This is a genomic window from Sphingomonas bacterium (assembly GCF_903644055.1).
Taxonomy (GTDB): Bacteria; Pseudomonadota; Alphaproteobacteria; order Sphingomonadales; family Sphingomonadaceae; genus Sphingomonas_I.
The window spans coordinates 1-17,923 of the sequence record NZ_CAHJXD010000199.1 but is presented as its reverse complement, the minus strand read 5'-3'; the positions used below and the strand labels follow the sequence as shown (position 1 = coordinate 17,923).

The window sequence follows — 17,923 nt, the reverse complement described above, 5'->3', positions numbered from 1 at the left end:
CCCCCGCCGCACCTTTCGATTCGGCGCAGACCGGACGCATCGCACCCGCCATCGGCAAGCCGGTATCGACCGCTTCCTATCGTGGCACGCGGATGATCGCGCCCGGATCGGTGGACGATGCCGCCAAAGCCAAGTCCGGGGAGCAGGCGGCGGCGCTCTCGCCGGACGAGCAACTCAAAACCGGGGCGATCCATTCCGCGGCGGCGGAACCGGATATATCGCTGACCCAGGTGCAACAGCCGCTCCACACCGCCGGGCGTGCGGCGGCGCGTATCGAGGGGACCGCCATGATCGTCGATCCGGGCTCGATCGATGCGGTCGCGACGCGGCACCTCGCCATAGCGCGCGACGATCGCTGGCTCGACGGACTCGCGCGCGATATCGCGGCGACGGGGGGTGCCGATTCCCACCTGCGCTTCACGCTGGCGCCCGAACATCTCGGCGCGTTGACCGTGGATATCGCGCAAGGGGCGGACGGCGCTTCGGTGCATATGACCACCGATACCGACGCGGCGCATGCGATCCTGACCGATGCCCAGCCCCGCCTTGCCGCCGAAGCGCGCGCGCAGGGTCTGAACCTGCGCGAGACCAGCGTCTCCACCGGCGGCGGCCAGACCGGCGGTGACAGCGCGCGCCAGCCGCAACCGCAATCGATGGCGCAATCCAGCGGCCAGCAGGGTCAGGATCGCCGGCCCGCGCCGCAACAGCAGGCCGCGGCTCTCCGCCAGCAACCCGCCTTCTCCCGCGCATCGGATGAATCGTCCGATCGCGACCTTTACGCGTGAATGGAACAGCCATGACCGATGCCCCCGCCACCCCCACGCCCAAGAAGAAGGGCGGGATGATGAAGAAGCTGATCCTGTTCGTCGTAGCACCCGGGATCCTGATCGGCGGCGGCGTCGGCGCGGGGCTTTATGCCGCCGGGCGGGGCGGACATGCCGGCCCGGTCGAGGATCCCAACCGCCCCAAGCTGATGCTCAAGGACGGCAGCGAGCATGGCAAGGAAGCTTCGGGGCCCGAGCCCGCGACGATCAATCCCGCCAAATATCAGGCGACCTACTTCCAGATGGAGCAGAATTTCACCTCCAACCTGCGCGATACCGATGGCTTCCTGCAGGTCGGGCTGGGCGTATCGACCTTCTACGACGAGAAGGTGCTGGATAATCTCAAGCGCGCCGAAATGCCGGTGCGCTCCGCCGTGCTCGAAGTGCTGTCGCAGCAGGAGGCCGAGACGCTCAACAGCGAGCAGGGCAAGGCCGCGCTGCGGAAATCGCTGCGCGATGCGATCAACAATGTGCTCAAGCAGCAGGAAGGCTTCGGCGGGGTCGACAATGTCTATTTCACGAGCTTCGTGATCCAATGACGCGGGCCGCCGCGCTGCCGGACGATCTGGCCGCGCAGATCCTCGATGAACTGGGCGTCGACGGCGCTTCGATCGCGCAGGCGCCGTCGCCCGAGAACTACGCGCTCGGCGCGCGACGCGACCGCCCGAGCGAACGCCTCGTCGCGCTGGAGCGGATGGGCGAGAAGGCCGCGCGCGCGCTGCGCGGCGCGATCGAGCCGATGGCGGCGGCGCGCACCCGCGTCATCGCGCAGCCGATCGCCACCGGCGATTATCAGAGCTGGACCGACACGCTCGCGCCCTTCACCAGCCTCAGCCACTATCGGCTCGATCCGCTCAACGGCGGGATGATGGTGGCAATCGATCCGGCGTTCGTGGCCGCCCTGCTGGAGCGCTATTATGGCGGCGGGCTGGGCCAGGCCGAGCCTTTCGCGCGCAAGGAATTCAGCGGCGGCGAGGAATTGCTGCTCGGCCGCCTGCTCGATCGCATCGTCGGCACGCTCGCCGAACAATGGCAGATGCTCGCCCCGATCGCACCGCGACTCGTCCAGCGCGAGACCGCGATCGCCGATATCGGCTTCGTGCGCTTCGAGGATCAGGTCGCGATCCAGCGCTTCACGCTCTCGCCCGACGGCTGCGCCTCGACCACCGTCGCGATCGTCTACCCGCTGGCCGTGCTGAAGCCGATCGAGGAGCGCCTGGCGCACCGGATCGAGGACAAGGCACCGAGCGCGGCCGAGGAATGGCGCGCCAGGCTTTCCGGGGCGCTCGCCGAAGTGCGCCTGCCCGTGCGCAGCGTGCTCGCGCGCCCCGAGATCACGCTCGACCAGTTGATGGCGTTGAAGGTGGGCGACGTGATCCCCATCCAGCTTTCCGATCGCACCCCCCTGCTCGTCGCCTCGCGGCAGGTGGCGGCGGGCACGATCGGCGAGCAGGATGGCCGCGCCGCGATGTTGATCGAACAGATAGGACGGAATTGAACGGATGAGCGATATGACCGAAGCCCCCGTCCTCCCCTCCGAAGCCTTGTTCGGCGGCCGCAACTATCGGCTGCTCGCCGATATCCCGCTGCGCCTGTCGGTCGAGGTGGGATCGACCTCGCTCAAGCTGGCGGCGTTGATGGACCTTGCCGAAGGCAGCGTGGTGGAGCTCGACCGCCAGGCGAACGAGCTGCTCGACATCCTCGTCAACGGCACGCTCGTCGCGCGCGGCGAGGTGGTGACTGTGGGCGCCAAGTTCGGCATAAGGGTGGTCGACGTCGTCGCCAACGAGGCGCGGCTGGGGGGACTCGAACGCCGCCAATGATGCTGGATTATCTGGTTCGACTGATCCCTCTCCTCCTGCTGGTCTGCGGCCTCGCGGTCTTTTCGCTGTGGCTGTACCGGCGGATGCAACCCGGCCTGAGCTTTGGCCAGCGCGAGCGCGCGGTGCGCGTGATCGATGCGGTGCCGATGGGGCCGATGAGCCGGCTCGCGGTGGTCGAGTTCGCGGGCAAGCGCTACCTCATCGCCATCTCGCGCGGGCGCGTCGATCGGATCGCCGAGGTGGACGCGCCCAATTTCGTGCTGCCGGATGCGGAATAGGGTGGCGGCCTTTTCGCTCCGTCACCCCAGGCCTGACCCGGGGTCCCGCTTCCTATCCGTCGATCCGAAGTCGGCGGGACGCCGGATCGGGTTCGGGGTGACGAAGGTGGGTGTCGCTTTCGTGGCCCTGCTCGTCGCCTTGCTCCTGGCCCATCCCGCCTTCGCCCAGACGCCCGCCCCCGCACCCTCCGGCGGCATCGATCGCGCGATGAAGACGATCGGCGGCACGGGACAGCCGCTGTCGCTGTCGCTGCAAATCCTGCTGCTGATGAGCCTGCTGACGGTGCTGCCGTCGCTGCTGCTGATGATGACCAGCTTCACGCGAATCATCATCGTGCTCTCGATCCTGCGTCAGGCGCTCGGCCTCCAGCAGACGCCGCCCAACCAGGTGCTCGTCGGCCTCGCGCTGTTCCTGTCCTTGTTCGTGATGCGGCCCGCGGTCGATCAGATCAACCAGACCGCCTACAAGCCCTATGGCGCGGGCCAGATCCCGATCGAGGAGGCGATTTCGCGCGGCGGTGCCGTGCTCCACGGCTTCATGATCCGCCAGGTGCGCCAGACCGATCTCAAGCTGTTCGCCGACATGGCTTTTTCGAGAAACGCTTCCGCCGGCAAAAACGCCGGATCGCCGAAATTCGCGCGGCCCGAGGACGTGCCCTTCTCGATCCTGCTGCCCGCCTACGTAACCTCGGAGCTCAAGACCGCCTTCCAGATCGGCTTCCTGATCTTCCTGCCCTTCCTGATCATCGATCTTGTCGTCGCATCGACATTGATGGCGCTGGGCATGATGATGCTCTCGCCAGCGATCATCGCGATGCCGTTCAAGCTGCTGCTGTTCGTGCTGGTCGATGGCTGGGCGCTGACGATGGGCAGCCTGGCGGCGAGCTTCCAGTGAATAGAGCTTCCGATCTCCGTTCGTGTCGAGCGAAGTCGAGACACGCCGTGCAACGTCCCTCGACTTCGCTCGGGACGGACGGAGGGCGGGAATTTGGATAGCGCCGCCCAGCCCGATTATTTCATCGGGGTCGCGCAGCAGGCGCTATGGGTGCTGGCGCTCGCCACCGCGCCGATCCTGATCCCGGCCCTGGTCGCGGGCCTGATCCTCGGCATGGTCCAGGCGGCGACATCGATCAACGAGCAGACCCTGTCCTTCGTCCCCAAGCTGATCGTCGTCGGCGTGTGCCTCGCGCTGTTCGGCGGCGCGATGCTGTATCTGATCGCCGACTTCACCAGGGACATGTTCGCGCGCATCCCGGATTTGATCCGGTGACGCCCCCCCCCGGCGTCGAGAGATGATGCCCGCCGCCTTCGCCGGTCTCGAGGGCCAGCTCTGGCTGTGGATGGTGGCGATGATCCGGCCGGGCGCGGCCTTCTTCGCGGCACCCGTGTTCGGGATGGCGGCGGTGCCGGTTCAGCTTCGCCTGGTCGTCGCGCTGGCGATCGGCATGGCGGGGCTGGCGACGACGCCCTTCGCCCTGCCCGCCGACGGCGTCGCCTCGGTCGCGGGCGTCGCGATGGTGTTCGGCGAGGTGCTGGCGGGCGTCGCGATGGGCTTTGCAGTGCAGATCGGCTTTTCGGCGGCGCTGCTCGCGGGCGAGACGATCGGCAATGCGATGGGGCTCGGCTTCGCGGCGATGATGGACCCGCACAGCGGCGCGCCGAGCACCGCGCTCGGCCAGCTGCTGTCGGTGCTCGCGACCTTCATGTTCCTCTCGATCGGCGGGCATCTGATCCTCGCGCGGATCGTCGTCGATAGCTATCGGGCGCTGCCCGTCGGCGGCGCGTGGCCCGCAGCCGAGAGCCTGCGCGGGCTGGCGCTGTTCGGCGGCGATGTCTTCGCGGCGGGGCTGGCGATCGCGCTGCCGGTGGCCTTCGCGTTGATCCTCGTCCAGATCGTAATGGGCCTGCTCGCGCGATCGGCACCCGCGATGAACCTGTTCTCGGTAGGCCTGCCCGCGACCCTGCTCGCGGGCATCATCCTGCTGGCGATCGCCGCACCCGCGATCGGCGAGGGGATCGTCGCGGCGATCGAGCGCGGGCTGGACGAAGCGCGCGCAATCGCGGCCGGCGGGTAAGCCTTCCGCCCTCCTTTTTTGCGATTGGTTAACCATCCCGCGCCACTGTCCCCGGTATGTCGGACGCGCAGGACAATGATCAGAAAACCGAAGCTCCGACTCCCAAGCGGCGGCGCGACGCGGCGGAGAAAGGCGATGTCCTCCGTTCGCGCGAGCTGGGCACGGCGCTGGTGGTGCTGTCCGGGGCGGCCTGGGTGGCGCTGGCGGGTCCGTGGATGATCGGAGCGTGCGAGGAGGTGCTCAGGCGGGGGCTGCGCTTCGATCATGGCATCATCGAGAGCTTCGATCCCGGCCGCGCGATTCTGGCGCTGCTGTTTCCCGTGGCGATGCCGCTCGCGGCGCTGTTCGCGATGACGCTGGTGGCGGCGGTGGGCACGCCCGCGATGCTCGGCTCGCTCGGCTTCCGCTGGGGCGCGATGAGCTTCGACGGCGCGAAGCTCGATCCTCTCGCCGGCCTGCGCCGCATCTTCGGGATGCAGGGCGTGTTCGAGCTCGGCAAGAGCCTGGCCAAGGTCGTCGTGCTGGGCCTTGTCGCTTATTGGCTGCTCCGCTCGCGGATGCCGGACATCATGGGGATGGGGCGCGGCGATACGCGCGCCGCCTTCGCGCAGCTCGGCCATGCCTTCACGCTCGCCTTCCTGGTGATGGCGCTGGGGCTCGCGGCGATCGCCGGGATGGATATTCCCACGCAGATGATCCAGCGCGCCCGCCGCCTGCGCATGACCAAGCAGGAAATCAAGGACGAGAACAAGCAGACCGAAGGCTCTCCCGAAACCAAGGGCGCGCAGAAGCGCCGCCAGCGCGAGATGCTTTCGGGATCGGCGCGCAAGGCGGTCCGGGAGGCCACGGTGGTGCTGACCAATCCCACCCATTTCGCCGTGGCGCTGCGCTACCGCCCCGGCTTCGACGCCGCGCCGATCGTCGTCGCCAAGGGCAGGGATGAGACCGCGCGCGCGATCCGCGAACTCGCCGATGCCGACGCGGTGCCGATCCTCAATTATCCGCAGCTCACCCGCGCGATCTATTATACGTCGCGCGCGGGGCAACTGGTGCGCGATGATCTCTATATCGCGGTGGCGACCGTGCTCGCCTTCGTCTTCAACCTCGATCGCGCGATGGCGGACGGCGTCGTGCAGCCGCGCGTCGAGGTGCCCGCCGCCGCGCGCTTCGACGAACAGGGCCGCGCAACCGCTTCTTAGGGTTTGTCTGGAACTCGCGGAAGCGGGCCGTGCCGTAAAACACACGGACTCTTAACCACGCCGCTTCATTGTCGGCGGACTTAAGCGGCCCGGCGGGCGGCCGTTATCGAGGCTGCATCCTATGACGACCACCGCCTCCACCGCGACGAGCTCGGCAACGAGTTCCACGTCCATCCTGACGACGCTGGGCGTCGGCTCGGGGATCGATTCGGCGGCGCTGGTGACCAAGCTGGTCGCGGCGAGCTTCGATCCCAAGGATCAGGCGCTCGCCACCCGGGAGACCGCCAACAGCGCAAAAATCTCCACACTGGCGGCGCTCAGCAGCGACATCGACAGTTTCGCGAGTTCGCTTTCGACGTTGATCTCGGGCGGCAGCCTGCGCACGCAGCCGACGACGTCGGATGCGGGCGTGTTGACCGCGACCGCGCAATCCGGCGCGCAGCTCGGCGGCCTCTCGGCGCAACTGATCGTCAAGCAGCTCGCCAAGGCGCAATCGCTGGTTTCCAACCATTATCCGTCGGGCGCGACCGCCGTGGGCAGCGGCGGGCTGACGCTGACGACGGGAAAAGGCACTTTCACGGTCACGCTCGACAGCGGCAACAATACGGTCGCGGGCATCGCCGCCGCGATCAACGCCGCGGGCGCGGGCGTCACCGCCAGCGTCGTCACCGACGCCGGCGGCGCGCGGCTTTCGATCAAGGGCGCGACCGGCGCGGCGAACGCCTTCACGATCGCGCCCACGGCCGGATCGGACAGCGCGCTGGACAGCCTTGCCTGGCCGCAGGGCAACGGCGTCGGCCTGACGCAGGCGCAGGCGGCGCAGGATGCGATCGTCAACCTCGACGGCGTCGACGTCGATCGCGCGAGCAACACGATCGACGATCTCGTCGCGGGCGTGACGCTCACTCTGGTCAAGGAAGCACCGGCCGAGACCGTCTCGCTCGGCGCGACGCGGCCGATCGCCGCGATCAGCCAGGCGGTGGGCGACTTCGTCACCGCGTTCAACGCGCTCAAGTCCGAGCTGGCGACCGCCACCGCCGCCGCGACCGGCGGAACCGGCGCCGGTCCCTTTTCCGGCGACAGCGGCATCCGCAGCATCCGGACGCAGCTTTCGCGGCTCACCTCCACCGTGCTCAACAGCGCGGGCAGCCCCTCGACGCTGGCCGAGATCGGTGTCTCGACCAACCGCGACGGCACGCTCAGCCTCGACAGCGCCGCGCTCTCCAAGGCGCTGACCAACTATCCCGACGGCGTCGAGGCGCTGTTCAACCCCACGCAGCACGCCAGCAGCCCGCTGATCAGGATCACCAGCGCGATGGGCGCGGCCAAGGCGGGCACCTACGCGCTCGCCAATATCGTGCCCGCCAACGGCAACACCCCCGCCTCGGGATCGATCGCCGGGCTTTCGGGACAGGCGACGGGCAACAGCCTCGCCGCCTCCTCGGTATCGTCCGCCGCCGGATTGGTGATCGAGGCTTCGGGCAGCATCGCCGGCGCGACCGTCACGGTCGATCCCGGCATCGGCGGCGCGCTCCAGGCGATCCGCGATCAGCTACGCAGGAGCGGTGGCCTGCTCGATGCGATCAGCACCACGCTCACCAGCCAGAAGACCAGCCTCGCCGATCAGCGCACCAGGCTGACGAGCAGCGAGAGCAGCTACAAGGATCGCCTGACCTCGCAATTCTCGACGATGGACGCGCGGGTCGCTTCCTACAAGGCGACGCAGAGCTACCTGACCCAGCAGATCGCGATCTGGACGAACAAAAGCTGATGTTCGGCGCCCCCTCCCGCCCGCGCGGCGCCTACGCGCGCTATTCGGAAGTCGATGTCGCGGCGCGCGTCGAAGGCGCCTCGCCGCACGGGCTGATCGTCATCCTGTTAGAAGAACTACTCAAGGCGCTCGATACGATGGCCGCCGCCGAGCGATCGGGCGATCGCACGCGCAGCGCCGCGGTCCAGTCGCGCGCCTTGTCGCTGCTGCACGCGCTGGAATCGGGGCTCGATTTCAACCGGGGCGGCGAGATCGCGGGGGCGCTGGCGAAAATCTACCGCGAGGCGCGCCGCTTGCTGGTGACGGGAGCCGCAGACCGCGAAGCCGTGATCCGTCAGGCGCGCACGATGATCGCCGACATCGCCGAGGCCTGGGGCGCGATCGGCTGACGGCGCCGTATCAGGCGCTGGGCATCGAAAGCATGAGATAAGCGAGCCTGGCCTGCGCGGGCGTGGGGCGGAGCATGTCGATCCTGTTGTGCGCCAGCGTCGCGAGCGCCGCCGCGACGTCGTCGCCATCAGCCGGCGCGCCATCCTCGCCGGCATCGAGCGCGGCAAGCTGAAGACGCGCGTCCGATCGCGGCGCGCTGGCGGCCAAGGCCGGCGCGGCGGTCACCGGATCGTCGTCGGCGCCCGCCGCCGAAAGCTTGCGGCCCATCAGCGCATAGACATCGCCGAGCGAGCGAGCGCCGCCGTCGCGCGCGTAGAAGATCGATCGATTGGCGCTCGCCTCGCGCGGGAACAGCGCCGCCGCCGAGGCATCGGGCGCGTTGCCGGCCGCGGTCAGGAAGCGCGTCGCCCCGTGCAGCCCGAGGAAATGCGCGAAGTAGAGGTCGGTCGCATTGGCGGCGCGGCCCAGCGCGCGGCCGAGCCCCGCCGCATTGTCGCTGGCGAAAGCCGCCGCCATCAGCGCCGCCGGCCCCGCCTGTTCGCGCAGGCCCATCACCGCGCCGCGGAAAGCGGGATCGACCGTGAAGCCGCCGCCCGATCGCGCGCTGATCGCATCGGCCGCCCAGGCCATGCCATGCTCGGCGCCATGCTTCTTGACGATCGCCAGCCAGCTCTGGTCGAGAAACTGGTAGAGCCCGCTGGCGCTGGACGAGCCCGCCTTGGCGCTAGGATCGAGCCCGCTCTCGCTCTTCGCCTGGGCGAGCAGATAGGAGAAGGCGACGCCGGTGCGCTCCGCCGCCTGCCCGATCGCGGCGCGCACGTCGTCGCGCGCCGCCGCCAAGCCATTGCTGATACGCCCGAGCGACACGAAACCTTCGGCTCCCCAAATTAAGCAAGCCGCTAGTTTCGCTAATCAAGGTTAATAGGCAGTAAAGGCGGATGGTTGTCACTGAGATCGTCACCCCAGTGCAGGCTGGGGTCTCCCGAGACGGGTCGCGCTTCATTGCTCGAGATGCCAGCCTGCGCTGGCATGACGAAAGGCTTGCCGATTTGAGCGTGACAGACCCAGAGCAGCCGTTACGTTCGCCCCTCATGGAAACAGCCACGCCCGCGATCCCCCGCTCGCTCTTCGTCTTCGCGCTATTCTACGGCGGCATGGTCTGCATTTCGGGCGTGCTGGGGGTGAAGCAGGTGGCGCTGGGGCCGCTGGCGGTTGAGGCGGGGATTTTCGGTTTCCTGCTGCTGGTGGTGATGGGCAGCGCCACCGCCGAGCTGCACGGGCGCAGGGCCGCCGATGCCCTGGTCCGCTGGGGCTTCCTGCCGCTGATCGTCTCGGCGGCGCTGATCCAGCTCGTGCTCGCGCTGCCGACCGACAAGGGCATGTATCCGCCCGCGATCGACGCCTTCCCGATCGTCGTCGGGCAAGGCGCGCGGATGATGGTCGCGGGGCTGATCTCCTACGGCACCTCGCAGACGCTCAACGTGCTGATCTTCTCGAAGCTCAAGGGGCGGGAAGGCGCTGGGAGGCTGGTGTGGCTGCGAGGCATGGTGGCGAGCGCGGTCAGCCAGATCGTCGATACTTTATTGTTCATCTCGATCTCCTTCTACGGCGAACGGCCGATCGCCGGGCTGATGGCGGGGCAGATGCTGACCAAGGTGGTGCTGTCGATCATCCTCGTGCCCTGGCTGATCAGCGGCTTCGTGGCGCTGGGGCGGCGGCTGGATCGCTGAAAATCCTCGTCATCCATTGTGCATGACGCCCACACCGGAGGTCGCTAAAGGCCCGGCATGAGCCAGCATTTGCCCGATCCCGCGCTCCTCTTCAAGGCCGAGACGCTCGCCGAGGCATTGCCCTATCTGCAGCGCTACGCCGGGGCGACCTTCGTCGTGAAATATGGCGGGCATGCGATGGGCGATGCCGATGCCGCCGAGGATTTCGCCGAGGATATCGTGCTGCTGAAGCATGTCGGCATCAACCCCATCGTCGTCCACGGCGGCGGCCCGCAGATCGGCGCGGCGTTGAAGGCGCAGGGGATCGAGAGCCGCTTCGTGGATGGCCTGCGCGTGACCGACGCGGCGACGATGAAGGTGGCCGAGATGGTGCTGTCGGGATCGATCAACAAGGAGATCGTCTCGTGGATCGCCGCCGAGGGCGGGCGCGCGGTCGGCATATCGGGCAAGGACGGGCGGCTGGTGACGGTGCGCAAGGTCGGCGGCGACCTCGGCTTCGTCGGCGAGCCCGACGATGTCGATACGCGGCTGCTCGATACGATCAGCAAGGCGGGAATGATCCCGGTGGTGGCGCCGATCGGCGTCGGCGCGGACGGCGCGACCTATAATATCAACGCCGATACGATGGCGGGCGCACTGGCGATCGCGACGGGAGCCGAGCGGCTGTTCCTCCTCACCGATGTCGCGGGCGTGCTCGACAAGGACAAGAACCTGCTGAGCGATCTCACGCCCGCCGATATCGCGGGCCTGCGCGCCGATGGCACGATCACCGGCGGGATGATCCCCAAGCTGGAAACCTGCATCGATGCGGTCGAAGGCGGGGTCGACGCGGCGGTGATCCTCGATGGGCGCGTGCCGCACGCGATGCTGATCGAAATCTTCACGAAGGAAGGTGCCGGAACGCTGGTGCGCATGGCCTGATTGGCAGCGCCGCCGCTTTGTTCTAATAATACACCGTCCGCATCCGAGGTATCCCCATGATCATGCTTCTCCAGATCGTCGATCTCCTGCTTTCGGTGATCATGTGGATCATCGTCGTCCAGGCGATCCTTTCGTGGCTGGTCGCGTTCAACGTGGTCAACACGCACAACGATTTCGTGCGGCAATTGCTCGACGGGCTCAGCCGCGTCACCGAGCCTTTGTACCGCCCGATCCGGCGGATCATGCCCGATTTCGGCGCGCTCGATTTCTCGCCGATGGTGGTGCTGCTGATCATCTACATCCTGCGCAACATCGTGCTGCCGCGCGTCGCGCTGGCGGCGATGGGGGGATGATCGGCGCGGGCCGGGGATGATCGTCGGCTGCTGATATGCTCGCGCTCTATTTTTCGGCGTTCGTGACCTTCTTCGTGGTGATCGATCCGCCGGGCTGCGCGCCGATCTTCGCGGGGCTGACGCGCGGCGCCGGCGCCGATCACGCCCGTGCGATGGCGATCCGATCGACGGTGATCGCCGCGGCCATCCTGATGCTGTTCGCGCTGGCCGGCACGCCGCTGCTCGCGGCGCTGGGCATCAGCCTCGATGCGTTTCGCGCGGCGGGGGGGATCATGCTGTTCCTGATCGCGCTGGAGATGGTGTTCGAGAAGCGTACCCAGCGCCGCGAGCATCGCATCGAGGAGGTCGCCAAGCGCGCCGCCGAGACGCATGAGGAGGTGCAGGACATTTCGGTCTTTCCGATGGCGATCCCGATGATCGCCGGGCCGGGATCGATCGCCACGGTGATGCTGATGACCTCGCGCAACCATGGGCTTGCGCTCGCCGTGGTGCTCGCGGCGATGGCGAGCGTGCTGGTGGTGACGATGGCGGCGCTGCTCGCCGCGGGACCGATCATGCGCGTGCTGGGCGACAAGCTCGAGGCGATGATCACGCGCATCCTCGGCGTGCTGCTCGCGGCACTCGCCGCGCAGTTCGTGATCGACGGCATCAAGGCGAGCTTCGCGTGAACGCGCGCGACCTGGCCGTCGCGCCGCTTCAACCGGCGGTCCAGCCGCCATCGACGGGCAGCGCCACGCCGACGCAAAAGCTCGCCGCGTCGGATGCGAGAAACAGGATCGCCTCGGCAACCTCGTCGGCCCGCGCGAGCCGGCCGATCGGCATCATTTCGGCATAGCGCGCGAAGATTTCGGCGGCATCGGTCGCCGCGCGGACGTTCACGAGGAAGTTGGTGTCGGTGACGCCCGGACACACGCAATTCACCCGCACGCCGCTGCGTGCATAGTGCAGCGCCAGCGCGCGCGTGAGGTTCACCAGCCCCGCCTTGGCCGCCGAATAGCCGAAGATGCCGGGCTCGCCGACGAGCCCGGCAACCGACGCGACGTTGACGATCGACCCGCTGCCGCGCTCCACCATCGCGTCGATCACCCGGCCGATCAGCAGGAAGGGGCCGGTAAGGTTCACCTCCTGGATGCGGTTCCACAGCGTCGGCTCGAACGATCCGAACGCCGCGCGCCCGCCGCCGAAGCCCGCGCAATTGACGAGGATATCGATCGGCCCGAGCGCACGCGCCGCCGCGACCAGCCGATCGGCCACGGCGTCATCGGTCAGATCGCCGACGACGGCGACCGCCGCACCGGGCGGCAGCAGCGCCGCCGTCTCTTCGGCGCGCGCCTCATCGAGATCGCCCACTACCACCCGGCCGCCACCGGCGGCGATCCCGATCGCGGTCGCCCGGCCGATTCCCGATCCCGCGCCGGTGACGATCGCGACCTTGTTCGCGAACCGTTCGACGATCATGCCTGCTCTCGTAAGAGGACGAGCGCGGCGCGGCCGGCCGCGACCTTGTCGCGCACCGATTGGCGCCAGGCCGCGTCGAGCCTCTGTCCGGTCGTCAGCCGCGCCAGCCCGTCGAGCGCGTCGGCCTGCATCACCATGCTGTGCAACTCGGTGCCGAAGCGGCCGAAGGTGGACGCGGCGCGATCCTCGCAGGCGCAAACGCCATGATAGATATAGGCCGCGCGGCACCCCCCCGGCGCGGGCGTCACGCGCCATTCGGTATCGCCGACCAGCGCGCCTTCGACATAACGAAAGCGGATCGCGCGAGGCCGGTCGATCGACACCACCTCCACCGTCCATTTGATGACGGCGCCGTCGAACGTCACCCGGTCGCCTGTCCGCATCGGCCCGGTCCCGGCATAAGCGAAGCGCATCGTCTCCCACCAGTCGTTCCACCGGCCGATGTCGAGCAGTGCGTCGAACACCGTTTCGGGCGAGGCCGGCACGAAGGCCTCGTCACAGCAATATTGCGGCGACCAGTCCTTGGGATCCTCGATCAGGCGATCGTCGCTCATCCGCCCCGCGCGCCATCCAGGTAGATTTTCTGCCCGCTCATATAGCTGTTCGGGGTCGAGACGAGGAAGGCGACGAGCGCGCCGATCTCCTCCGGGCGGCAGACGTGGCCGAACGGCATCGTCGTATCGAGCTTGGCGAGCGCCGCCGCGTCGGCGATGGCGGAGCCCATGTTCATATCGGTGACCGTCAGGCCGGGGCCGACGATGTTGACGTGGATTCCCAGGCGGCAAAGCTCCTTGGCCATGATCCCCGCCATCGTCTCGGCCGCCGCCTTGGCCATGGCATAGCCGCCGGTGCCCGGGATCAGCTTGGGCACCGCCGTGCTCGAAACATAGATCACGTCGCCGCGCTCCTGGCGGAGCAAGTGCGGGATCGCCGCCTTGGTGAGCATGAACGCGCCGTGGCAGTGGACGCGGAACTGGTGGAGGATTTCATCCGCCGGGACCTCGTGCAGCGGCAGACCGCTCGTCGTGATCCCGGCGTTGTTGACGACGATATCGAGCCGTCCGAACGCCGCAAGCGCCGCTTCGACGAGAGCGTCGGCGGTGCCCTGCTCCTCGATCGGCCCCGCGACGAGCACCGCGCGCGCGCCGACCGCCTCGATCGCGGCGCCGGTCGCTTCCGCCGTCGCGCGGTTGCTCTGATAATGGACGATCAGGTCGCAGCCGTCCGCCGCCAGCGCGCCTGCGATCGCGGCGCCGATGCCGCGCCCCGCGCCGCTGACGATCGCTGCCCTTCTCTGCGGCAAGGTCATCGCATCCTCCCAGATGATTATCGATCGGCGGCCTATGCACGTCGCCGGCCTGTTTCGCCAATGGGCAGTCGCGCCACCGTCGGCACGACCGCTCAAGCCGCGCCGGCGAGCCGTATCCCCTTCTCGGCAGGTCGCTTTCTGTCCAGCGTCTGTCGTTCGCCATCAAGACGGTAGGCGGGGGCGGACCTAAGCATCATGCGAACGGGAGATGTCTGAACGATGGACGTTCGGAAGGTAGCGATCGTGACGGGGGCGGGCTCGGGTGTCGGGCAGGCGGTTTCGCGCCTGCTCGCCGCCGAGGGCACGGCGATCGTCGCGGTCGGCCGCGGCATCGCCCCGCTCGAGGCGCTGCGCGACGAACTTGCCGGGCAGGCCGAGGTGGCTGTGGTCGCCGCGGACGTCACCGAGGACGATGCGCCCGCGCGCGCGGTGGAGGCCGCCCGCAGCCGTTTCGGCCGACTCGATTATCTGGTCAACAATGCCGGGGTCGGCAAACCCTTTCCGGTGGACGAGACCACCGATGAAATCCTCGACTTCTTCCTGGGCCTCCATCTGCGGGCGCCGTTCCGCTTCTGCCGCGAGGCGCTCTCGCTGATGGGCGATGGCGGCGCGATCGTGAATCTGGCGTCCAGCTTCGCGCTGATCGGCGGGCTGCGCGGCGGCGCCTATTCGGCGGCCAAATCGGGGATCATCGGCTTGTCCAAGCATATGGCCGCGCAATATGGCCCGCGCGGCATCCGCACCAACGTCGTGGCCCCCGGCGTGCTCGAAACGCCGATGACCGCTTATGCCTGGAACAACCCCCGCTTCCGGCGAATGAATTTCGATATGACCCCCTTGAACCGTACCGGTACAGCCGAGGATGCCGCCCATGCGATCCGATTCCTTCTTTCCGATGAGGCGCGGTTCATCAACGGGCAGGTACTGGCGGTCGACGGCGGCTGGACCTCGACCAAATTTCTCTCCGAGGAAGCCGTCACCGCCGAGCCGGTGGGCCTGCGCTGACCATATGGCGGAACGGCGCACGCTGCATGGCTGGTCGATCCGCTGGGACGAATCGCGCGCGGCCGAGGCGCGCGCGGGCCGGTGGTGGATCGACGAGACGATCGCCGAAGCCTCCGCGCGGATAGCGGCGGCGACCCCCGATCGCCTGCTGGTGATCGACAGCATGCGCCGGCTGGACGCGGCAACGTTGCGCGCCGAGGCCGAGGCCATGGCGCAGGCGTTCCTCGCACGCGGGCTCAAGCCCGGCGAGGTGATCTCGTTCATGCTGCCCAACTGGCACGAAGCCGCGGTGATCTATCTCGCCGCGACGCTGACCGGCCTGGTCGCCCACCCGATCGTTCCGGCGCTGCGCGACAGCGAGGTCGGGTTCATGCTCGCGGATACCAGCAGCCGGATGATCTTCATCCCCGCCACGTTCCGGGGCTTCGACTATCGCGAGATGCTGGCGCGGGTCACCGCCGCGATGGTCTCGCCGCCCGAGGTGGTGGTGCTGCGCGGCGACGCCGCCGGTGCGACCGCTTACGAGGCGCTCCTCGCCTCCCCGCAGGCGGCCCTGCCGTTGCCCACGGTCGATCCCGACAGCGTCAAGATGATACTCTATACCTCCGGCACTACGGGGCGGCCCAAGGGGGTGATGCACAGCCACAATTCGATCCATGCGCTGGTGAGGCAGCTTCACCGCGAATGGCGGGCGGGCGATGGTTCGGTGTTCTTCGTTCCCTCGCCGATCAGCCATATCGGCGGATCGATCTACGTTTTCGAGATGCCGTTCCTGTTCGGCACGACCGCCATTCTCCAGGATCAGTGGGATCCGGATGCCGCGGTCGAAATCATGGCGGCGGAGCGCTGCACGCATATGGCGGGCGCCACGCCGTTCCTGGAACAATTGCTCGCCGCCGCCGAGCGCGCCGGCACCCGCCTGCCGCAGCTTGCGGTGTTCATCTGTGGCGGAGCCTCGGTTCCGCCTTCGCTGATCCGGCGCGCATCGGCCTATTTCGAGAATTGCACCGTCACGCGGGTGTTCGGATCGACCGAAGTGCCGGTGACGACCGTCGGTTCGCTCGCTCCCGGGGATCTCGATCACGCCGCCGAAACCGATGGCCGCATCGGTATCAGCGATGTGAAGCTGATCGATTCGACCGGTGCGCAAAATAGCGAAGAGGGCGAGATCTGCGCGCGGGGTCCGCAGATGCTGATCGGCTATCTCTGGACCGAGGACGAGCGCAGCGCCTTCGATGACGACGGCTATTTTCACATGGGCGATATCGCCCGGCGCATCGACGGCGATTATCTGCTGATTACCGGGCGCGCCAAGGACATCATCATTCGCCAGGGCGAGAATATCGCGCCCAAGGAGATCGAGGATCTGCTCGTCCAGCATCCTGATATCGCCGAGATCGCGATCGTCGGCCTGCCCGACCCGCGCACCGGCGAGCGCGCCTGCGCCGCGATCGTGCCGCGCGGCGTCGCTCTCCCCGACGTCTCGGCGTTGCGGACATTCCTCGACGATCAGAAGGTCGCGCGGTTCAAGATACCGGAGCAGGTCGTGATCTGCCAATCGCTGCCCCGCAATGCCGCAGGCAAGATCATGAAGCACAAGGTGCGCGAATCGATCCTCGCCAGCCAACAGGTCGAGGCATAGGACGGTGGAGTTCGGCTGGACCGTCGATCAGGACGCGTATCGCGCGCGCATCCGCGCGGTCCTCGACCGCGAACTGCCCGCCGACTGGGATTCGATCGCCGTTCACGGTCCGGGCAGCGACGCCCAGACCGCATTCTCCCGCCATTTCTGCAAGGCGTTGGCGGATGAAGGGCTGCTGATTCCGCATTGGCCGGCCGAGCATGGCGGCGAGGACAGCCCCGTGTGGCACCAGTTCATCATGGCGGAGGAGATATGGGCCGCCGGCGAGCCGCGCGGGCCGCAATATATGAACGTCAACTGGGTCGGCCCGGTGCTGATGCGCTACGGCAGCGATGCCCAGAAGGCCAAGTTCCTGCCGCCGATCCGCGCGGGCAACGCGATCTGGTGCCAGGGCTTTTCGGAGCCCTCCGCCGGATCGGATCTGGCGGCATTGCGCACACAGGCGGTTCCGGCCGATGGCGGTTACAGGGTCACGGGTGCCAAGGTCTGGACCTCCTATGCGGGCCATGCCGATCGCTGCTTCCTGCTTGCCCGCGTTCCGCCGCGCGAGGGAGGCGCGGTCGGCAAGGCCGGGATCGTCATCCTGCTCACGGACATGGCCTCTTCGGGCATCCAGGTGAAGCAGATCCCGGCCCTGATCGGCGAGGGTGACATCCACGAGCTCTTCTTCGACGACGTCTTCGTGCCCGACGATGATCGGCTGGGCGCCGAGGGGCAGGCGTGGGAGATCATAAACTTCGCGCTTCAGAACGAGCGCGTCGGCATTCCGCGCTACGAATTTTCGCGGCGCACGCTGGATCGCGCGGTCGCTAGGCTCAAGGCCGATGGACGGTGGATCGATCCGGTCGTCCAGGATCGCGCCGGACGCGCGCTGATGCTGTGCGAGGCGGCGCGGATGCTCGTCTACAAGGTGGTCGATGGCAAGGCGCAGGGTGCCGCACCCGATGCGTTCGGCAGCCTTGCGCGCTGGGCGGTCGTCAGAGCCGATAACGGGGTCAATGATTTCATGACCGAATTTCTTCCCGATGGATTGCTCGGCGCCGATCCGTTGCAGCAGGCGCATCACCAGCGTGCGATCGCGGCGGGGATCGCGTCCGGCGCGGCCGAAATCCAGCTCAACCTCGCCGCGCGCCGCTTTCTCGAGC

At 67.9% G+C, this 17,923-nt stretch carries 22 protein-coding genes; 18 read left to right on the top strand and 4 right to left on the bottom strand.

Annotation, left to right across the window (positions count from 1 at the left end; genetic code table 11):
• The 11 genes from fliK to fliS all read left to right on the top strand — a co-directional run.
• Positions 1-785 (top strand): flagellar hook-length control protein FliK (gene fliK, locus HUU94_RS08825; RefSeq protein ID WP_174274714.1); only part of this gene is annotated, 785 nt, incomplete at its 5' end.
• Between the two features lie 11 nt (positions 786-796).
• Positions 797-1,363, top strand: coding sequence for a flagellar basal body-associated FliL family protein (locus HUU94_RS08820; protein ID WP_174274713.1), 567 nt, complete (start codon positions 797-799; stop codon positions 1,361-1,363).
• Positions 1,360-2,322 carry a flagellar motor switch protein FliM gene (locus HUU94_RS08815; RefSeq protein WP_174274712.1) on the top strand — a complete coding sequence of 321 codons (963 nt, stop codon included), beginning with the start codon at positions 1,360-1,362 and terminating at the stop codon, positions 2,320-2,322. Before HUU94_RS08820 ends, HUU94_RS08815 begins: the two co-directional genes overlap by 4 nt.
• 4 nt (positions 2,323-2,326) lie before the next feature.
• Positions 2,327-2,647, top strand: a complete 321-nt coding sequence (gene fliN, locus HUU94_RS08810; RefSeq protein WP_174274711.1) for a flagellar motor switch protein FliN — start codon at positions 2,327-2,329, stop codon at positions 2,645-2,647.
• Entirely contained in the window at positions 2,647-2,925 is a 279-nt protein-coding gene (locus HUU94_RS08805) for a FliO/MopB family protein (protein ID WP_254602081.1), read from the top strand. Before fliN ends, HUU94_RS08805 begins: the two co-directional genes overlap by 1 nt.
• Positions 2,926-3,022: 97 nt before the next feature.
• Positions 3,023-3,820 carry a flagellar type III secretion system pore protein FliP gene (fliP, locus tag HUU94_RS08800; RefSeq protein WP_368039848.1) on the top strand — a complete coding sequence of 266 codons (798 nt, stop codon included), beginning with the start codon at positions 3,023-3,025 and terminating at the stop codon, positions 3,818-3,820.
• A gap of 93 nt (positions 3,821-3,913) precedes the next feature.
• Entirely contained in the window at positions 3,914-4,195 is a 282-nt protein-coding gene (fliQ, locus tag HUU94_RS08795; RefSeq protein WP_174274709.1) for a flagellar biosynthesis protein FliQ, read from the top strand.
• A 22-nt stretch (positions 4,196-4,217) separates the two neighbouring features.
• Entirely contained in the window at positions 4,218-5,000 is a 783-nt protein-coding gene (gene fliR / locus HUU94_RS08790; RefSeq protein WP_174274708.1) for a flagellar biosynthetic protein FliR, read from the top strand.
• Between the two features lie 56 nt (positions 5,001-5,056).
• Complete coding sequence (gene flhB, locus HUU94_RS08785; protein ID WP_174274707.1) at positions 5,057-6,199, top strand: flagellar type III secretion system protein FlhB; 1,143 nt, start codon at positions 5,057-5,059, stop codon at positions 6,197-6,199.
• Between the two features lie 121 nt (positions 6,200-6,320).
• Positions 6,321-7,970, top strand: coding sequence for a flagellar filament capping protein FliD (gene fliD, locus HUU94_RS08780; RefSeq protein WP_254602080.1), 1,650 nt, complete (start codon positions 6,321-6,323; stop codon positions 7,968-7,970).
• Positions 7,970-8,359, top strand: a complete 390-nt coding sequence (gene fliS, locus HUU94_RS08775) for a flagellar export chaperone FliS (RefSeq protein ID WP_174274706.1) — start codon at positions 7,970-7,972, stop codon at positions 8,357-8,359. The genes fliD and fliS overlap by 1 nt, the downstream gene beginning before the upstream one ends.
• 10 nt (positions 8,360-8,369) lie before the next feature.
• Here the strand turns inward: fliS and HUU94_RS08770 are convergent, their stop codons facing one another.
• Positions 8,370-9,227 (bottom strand): hypothetical protein, encoded by an 858-nt coding sequence (locus HUU94_RS08770; RefSeq protein WP_254602078.1) that lies wholly within the window; start codon positions 9,225-9,227, stop codon positions 8,370-8,372.
• A 224-nt stretch (positions 9,228-9,451) separates the two neighbouring features.
• Here HUU94_RS08770 and HUU94_RS08765 point away from each other — a divergent pair, with 224 nt between their 5' ends.
• From HUU94_RS08765 to HUU94_RS08750, 4 genes are read left to right on the top strand one after another with little or no spacing between them, the layout of a single operon-like run.
• Positions 9,452-10,090, top strand: a complete 639-nt coding sequence (locus HUU94_RS08765; RefSeq protein ID WP_174274705.1) for a queuosine precursor transporter — start codon at positions 9,452-9,454, stop codon at positions 10,088-10,090.
• Between the two features lie 57 nt (positions 10,091-10,147).
• On the top strand, positions 10,148-11,011 hold the full coding sequence (argB, locus tag HUU94_RS08760; RefSeq protein ID WP_174274704.1) for an acetylglutamate kinase: 864 nt from the start codon (positions 10,148-10,150) through the stop codon (positions 11,009-11,011).
• Between the two features lie 56 nt (positions 11,012-11,067).
• Positions 11,068-11,364 (top strand): YggT family protein, encoded by a 297-nt coding sequence (locus HUU94_RS08755; protein ID WP_174274703.1) that lies wholly within the window; start codon positions 11,068-11,070, stop codon positions 11,362-11,364.
• A 35-nt stretch (positions 11,365-11,399) separates the two neighbouring features.
• Positions 11,400-12,032, top strand: a complete 633-nt coding sequence (locus HUU94_RS08750) for a MarC family protein (RefSeq protein WP_174274702.1) — start codon at positions 11,400-11,402, stop codon at positions 12,030-12,032.
• 28 nt (positions 12,033-12,060) lie between these two features.
• Here HUU94_RS08750 and HUU94_RS08745 read toward each other — a convergent pair whose 3' ends face one another.
• Genes HUU94_RS08745 through HUU94_RS08735 form a run of 3 tightly spaced genes read right to left on the bottom strand, consistent with a single transcriptional unit; the run spans position 12,061 to position 14,131 of the window.
• Positions 12,061-12,822 carry an SDR family NAD(P)-dependent oxidoreductase gene (locus tag HUU94_RS08745; protein ID WP_174274701.1) on the bottom strand — a complete coding sequence of 254 codons (762 nt, stop codon included), beginning with the start codon at positions 12,820-12,822 and terminating at the stop codon, positions 12,061-12,063.
• On the bottom strand, positions 12,819-13,376 hold the full coding sequence (locus HUU94_RS08740; protein WP_174274700.1) for an SRPBCC family protein: 558 nt from the start codon (positions 13,374-13,376) through the stop codon (positions 12,819-12,821). Before HUU94_RS08740 ends, HUU94_RS08745 begins: the two co-directional genes overlap by 4 nt.
• Entirely contained in the window at positions 13,373-14,131 is a 759-nt protein-coding gene (locus HUU94_RS08735) for an SDR family NAD(P)-dependent oxidoreductase (protein WP_174274699.1), read from the bottom strand. Before HUU94_RS08735 ends, HUU94_RS08740 begins: the two co-directional genes overlap by 4 nt.
• A 219-nt stretch (positions 14,132-14,350) precedes the next feature.
• Here HUU94_RS08735 and HUU94_RS08730 point away from each other — a divergent pair, with 219 nt between their 5' ends.
• The 3 genes from HUU94_RS08730 to HUU94_RS08720 all read left to right on the top strand — a co-directional run.
• On the top strand, positions 14,351-15,136 hold the full coding sequence (locus HUU94_RS08730; protein WP_174274698.1) for an SDR family NAD(P)-dependent oxidoreductase: 786 nt from the start codon (positions 14,351-14,353) through the stop codon (positions 15,134-15,136).
• A gap of 4 nt (positions 15,137-15,140) precedes the next feature.
• Positions 15,141-16,778 (top strand): AMP-binding protein, encoded by a 1,638-nt coding sequence (locus HUU94_RS08725; RefSeq protein ID WP_174274697.1) that lies wholly within the window; start codon positions 15,141-15,143, stop codon positions 16,776-16,778.
• Between the two features lie 4 nt (positions 16,779-16,782).
• Positions 16,783-17,923, top strand: a 1,141-nt coding sequence (locus tag HUU94_RS08720) for an acyl-CoA dehydrogenase family protein (RefSeq protein ID WP_174274696.1), incomplete at its 3' end; no start/stop codon positions are given.

Bases quoted from the DNA above. Each gene is read 5' to 3' on its own strand.
- HUU94_RS08725 (WP_174274697.1), top strand. From the start codon at position 15,141: ATGGCGGAACGGCGCACGCTGCATGGCTGGTCGATCCGCTGGGACGAA.
- HUU94_RS08755 (WP_174274703.1), top strand. From the start codon at position 11,068: ATGATCATGCTTCTCCAGATCGTCGATCTCCTGCTTTCGGTGATCATG.
- HUU94_RS08805 (WP_254602081.1), top strand. From the start codon at position 2,647: ATGCTGGATTATCTGGTTCGACTGATCCCTCTCCTCCTGCTGGTCTGC.
- argB (WP_174274704.1), top strand. From the start codon at position 10,148: ATGAGCCAGCATTTGCCCGATCCCGCGCTCCTCTTCAAGGCCGAGACG.
- HUU94_RS08765 (WP_174274705.1), top strand. From the start codon at position 9,452: ATGGAAACAGCCACGCCCGCGATCCCCCGCTCGCTCTTCGTCTTCGCG.
- HUU94_RS08740 (WP_174274700.1), bottom strand. From the start codon at position 13,376: ATGAGCGACGATCGCCTGATCGAGGATCCCAAGGACTGGTCGCCGCAA.
- fliR (WP_174274708.1), top strand. From the start codon at position 4,218: ATGATGCCCGCCGCCTTCGCCGGTCTCGAGGGCCAGCTCTGGCTGTGG.
- fliN (WP_174274711.1), top strand. From the start codon at position 2,327: ATGAGCGATATGACCGAAGCCCCCGTCCTCCCCTCCGAAGCCTTGTTC.
- fliS (WP_174274706.1), top strand. From the start codon at position 7,970: ATGTTCGGCGCCCCCTCCCGCCCGCGCGGCGCCTACGCGCGCTATTCG.
- HUU94_RS08820 (WP_174274713.1), top strand. From the start codon at position 797: ATGACCGATGCCCCCGCCACCCCCACGCCCAAGAAGAAGGGCGGGATG.
- HUU94_RS08730 (WP_174274698.1), top strand. From the start codon at position 14,351: ATGGACGTTCGGAAGGTAGCGATCGTGACGGGGGCGGGCTCGGGTGTC.
- HUU94_RS08815 (WP_174274712.1), top strand. From the start codon at position 1,360: ATGACGCGGGCCGCCGCGCTGCCGGACGATCTGGCCGCGCAGATCCTC.
- HUU94_RS08750 (WP_174274702.1), top strand. From the start codon at position 11,400: ATGCTCGCGCTCTATTTTTCGGCGTTCGTGACCTTCTTCGTGGTGATC.
- flhB (WP_174274707.1), top strand. From the start codon at position 5,057: ATGTCGGACGCGCAGGACAATGATCAGAAAACCGAAGCTCCGACTCCC.
- HUU94_RS08735 (WP_174274699.1), bottom strand. From the start codon at position 14,131: ATGACCTTGCCGCAGAGAAGGGCAGCGATCGTCAGCGGCGCGGGGCGC.
- HUU94_RS08745 (WP_174274701.1), bottom strand. From the start codon at position 12,822: ATGATCGTCGAACGGTTCGCGAACAAGGTCGCGATCGTCACCGGCGCG.
- fliD (WP_254602080.1), top strand. From the start codon at position 6,321: ATGACGACCACCGCCTCCACCGCGACGAGCTCGGCAACGAGTTCCACG.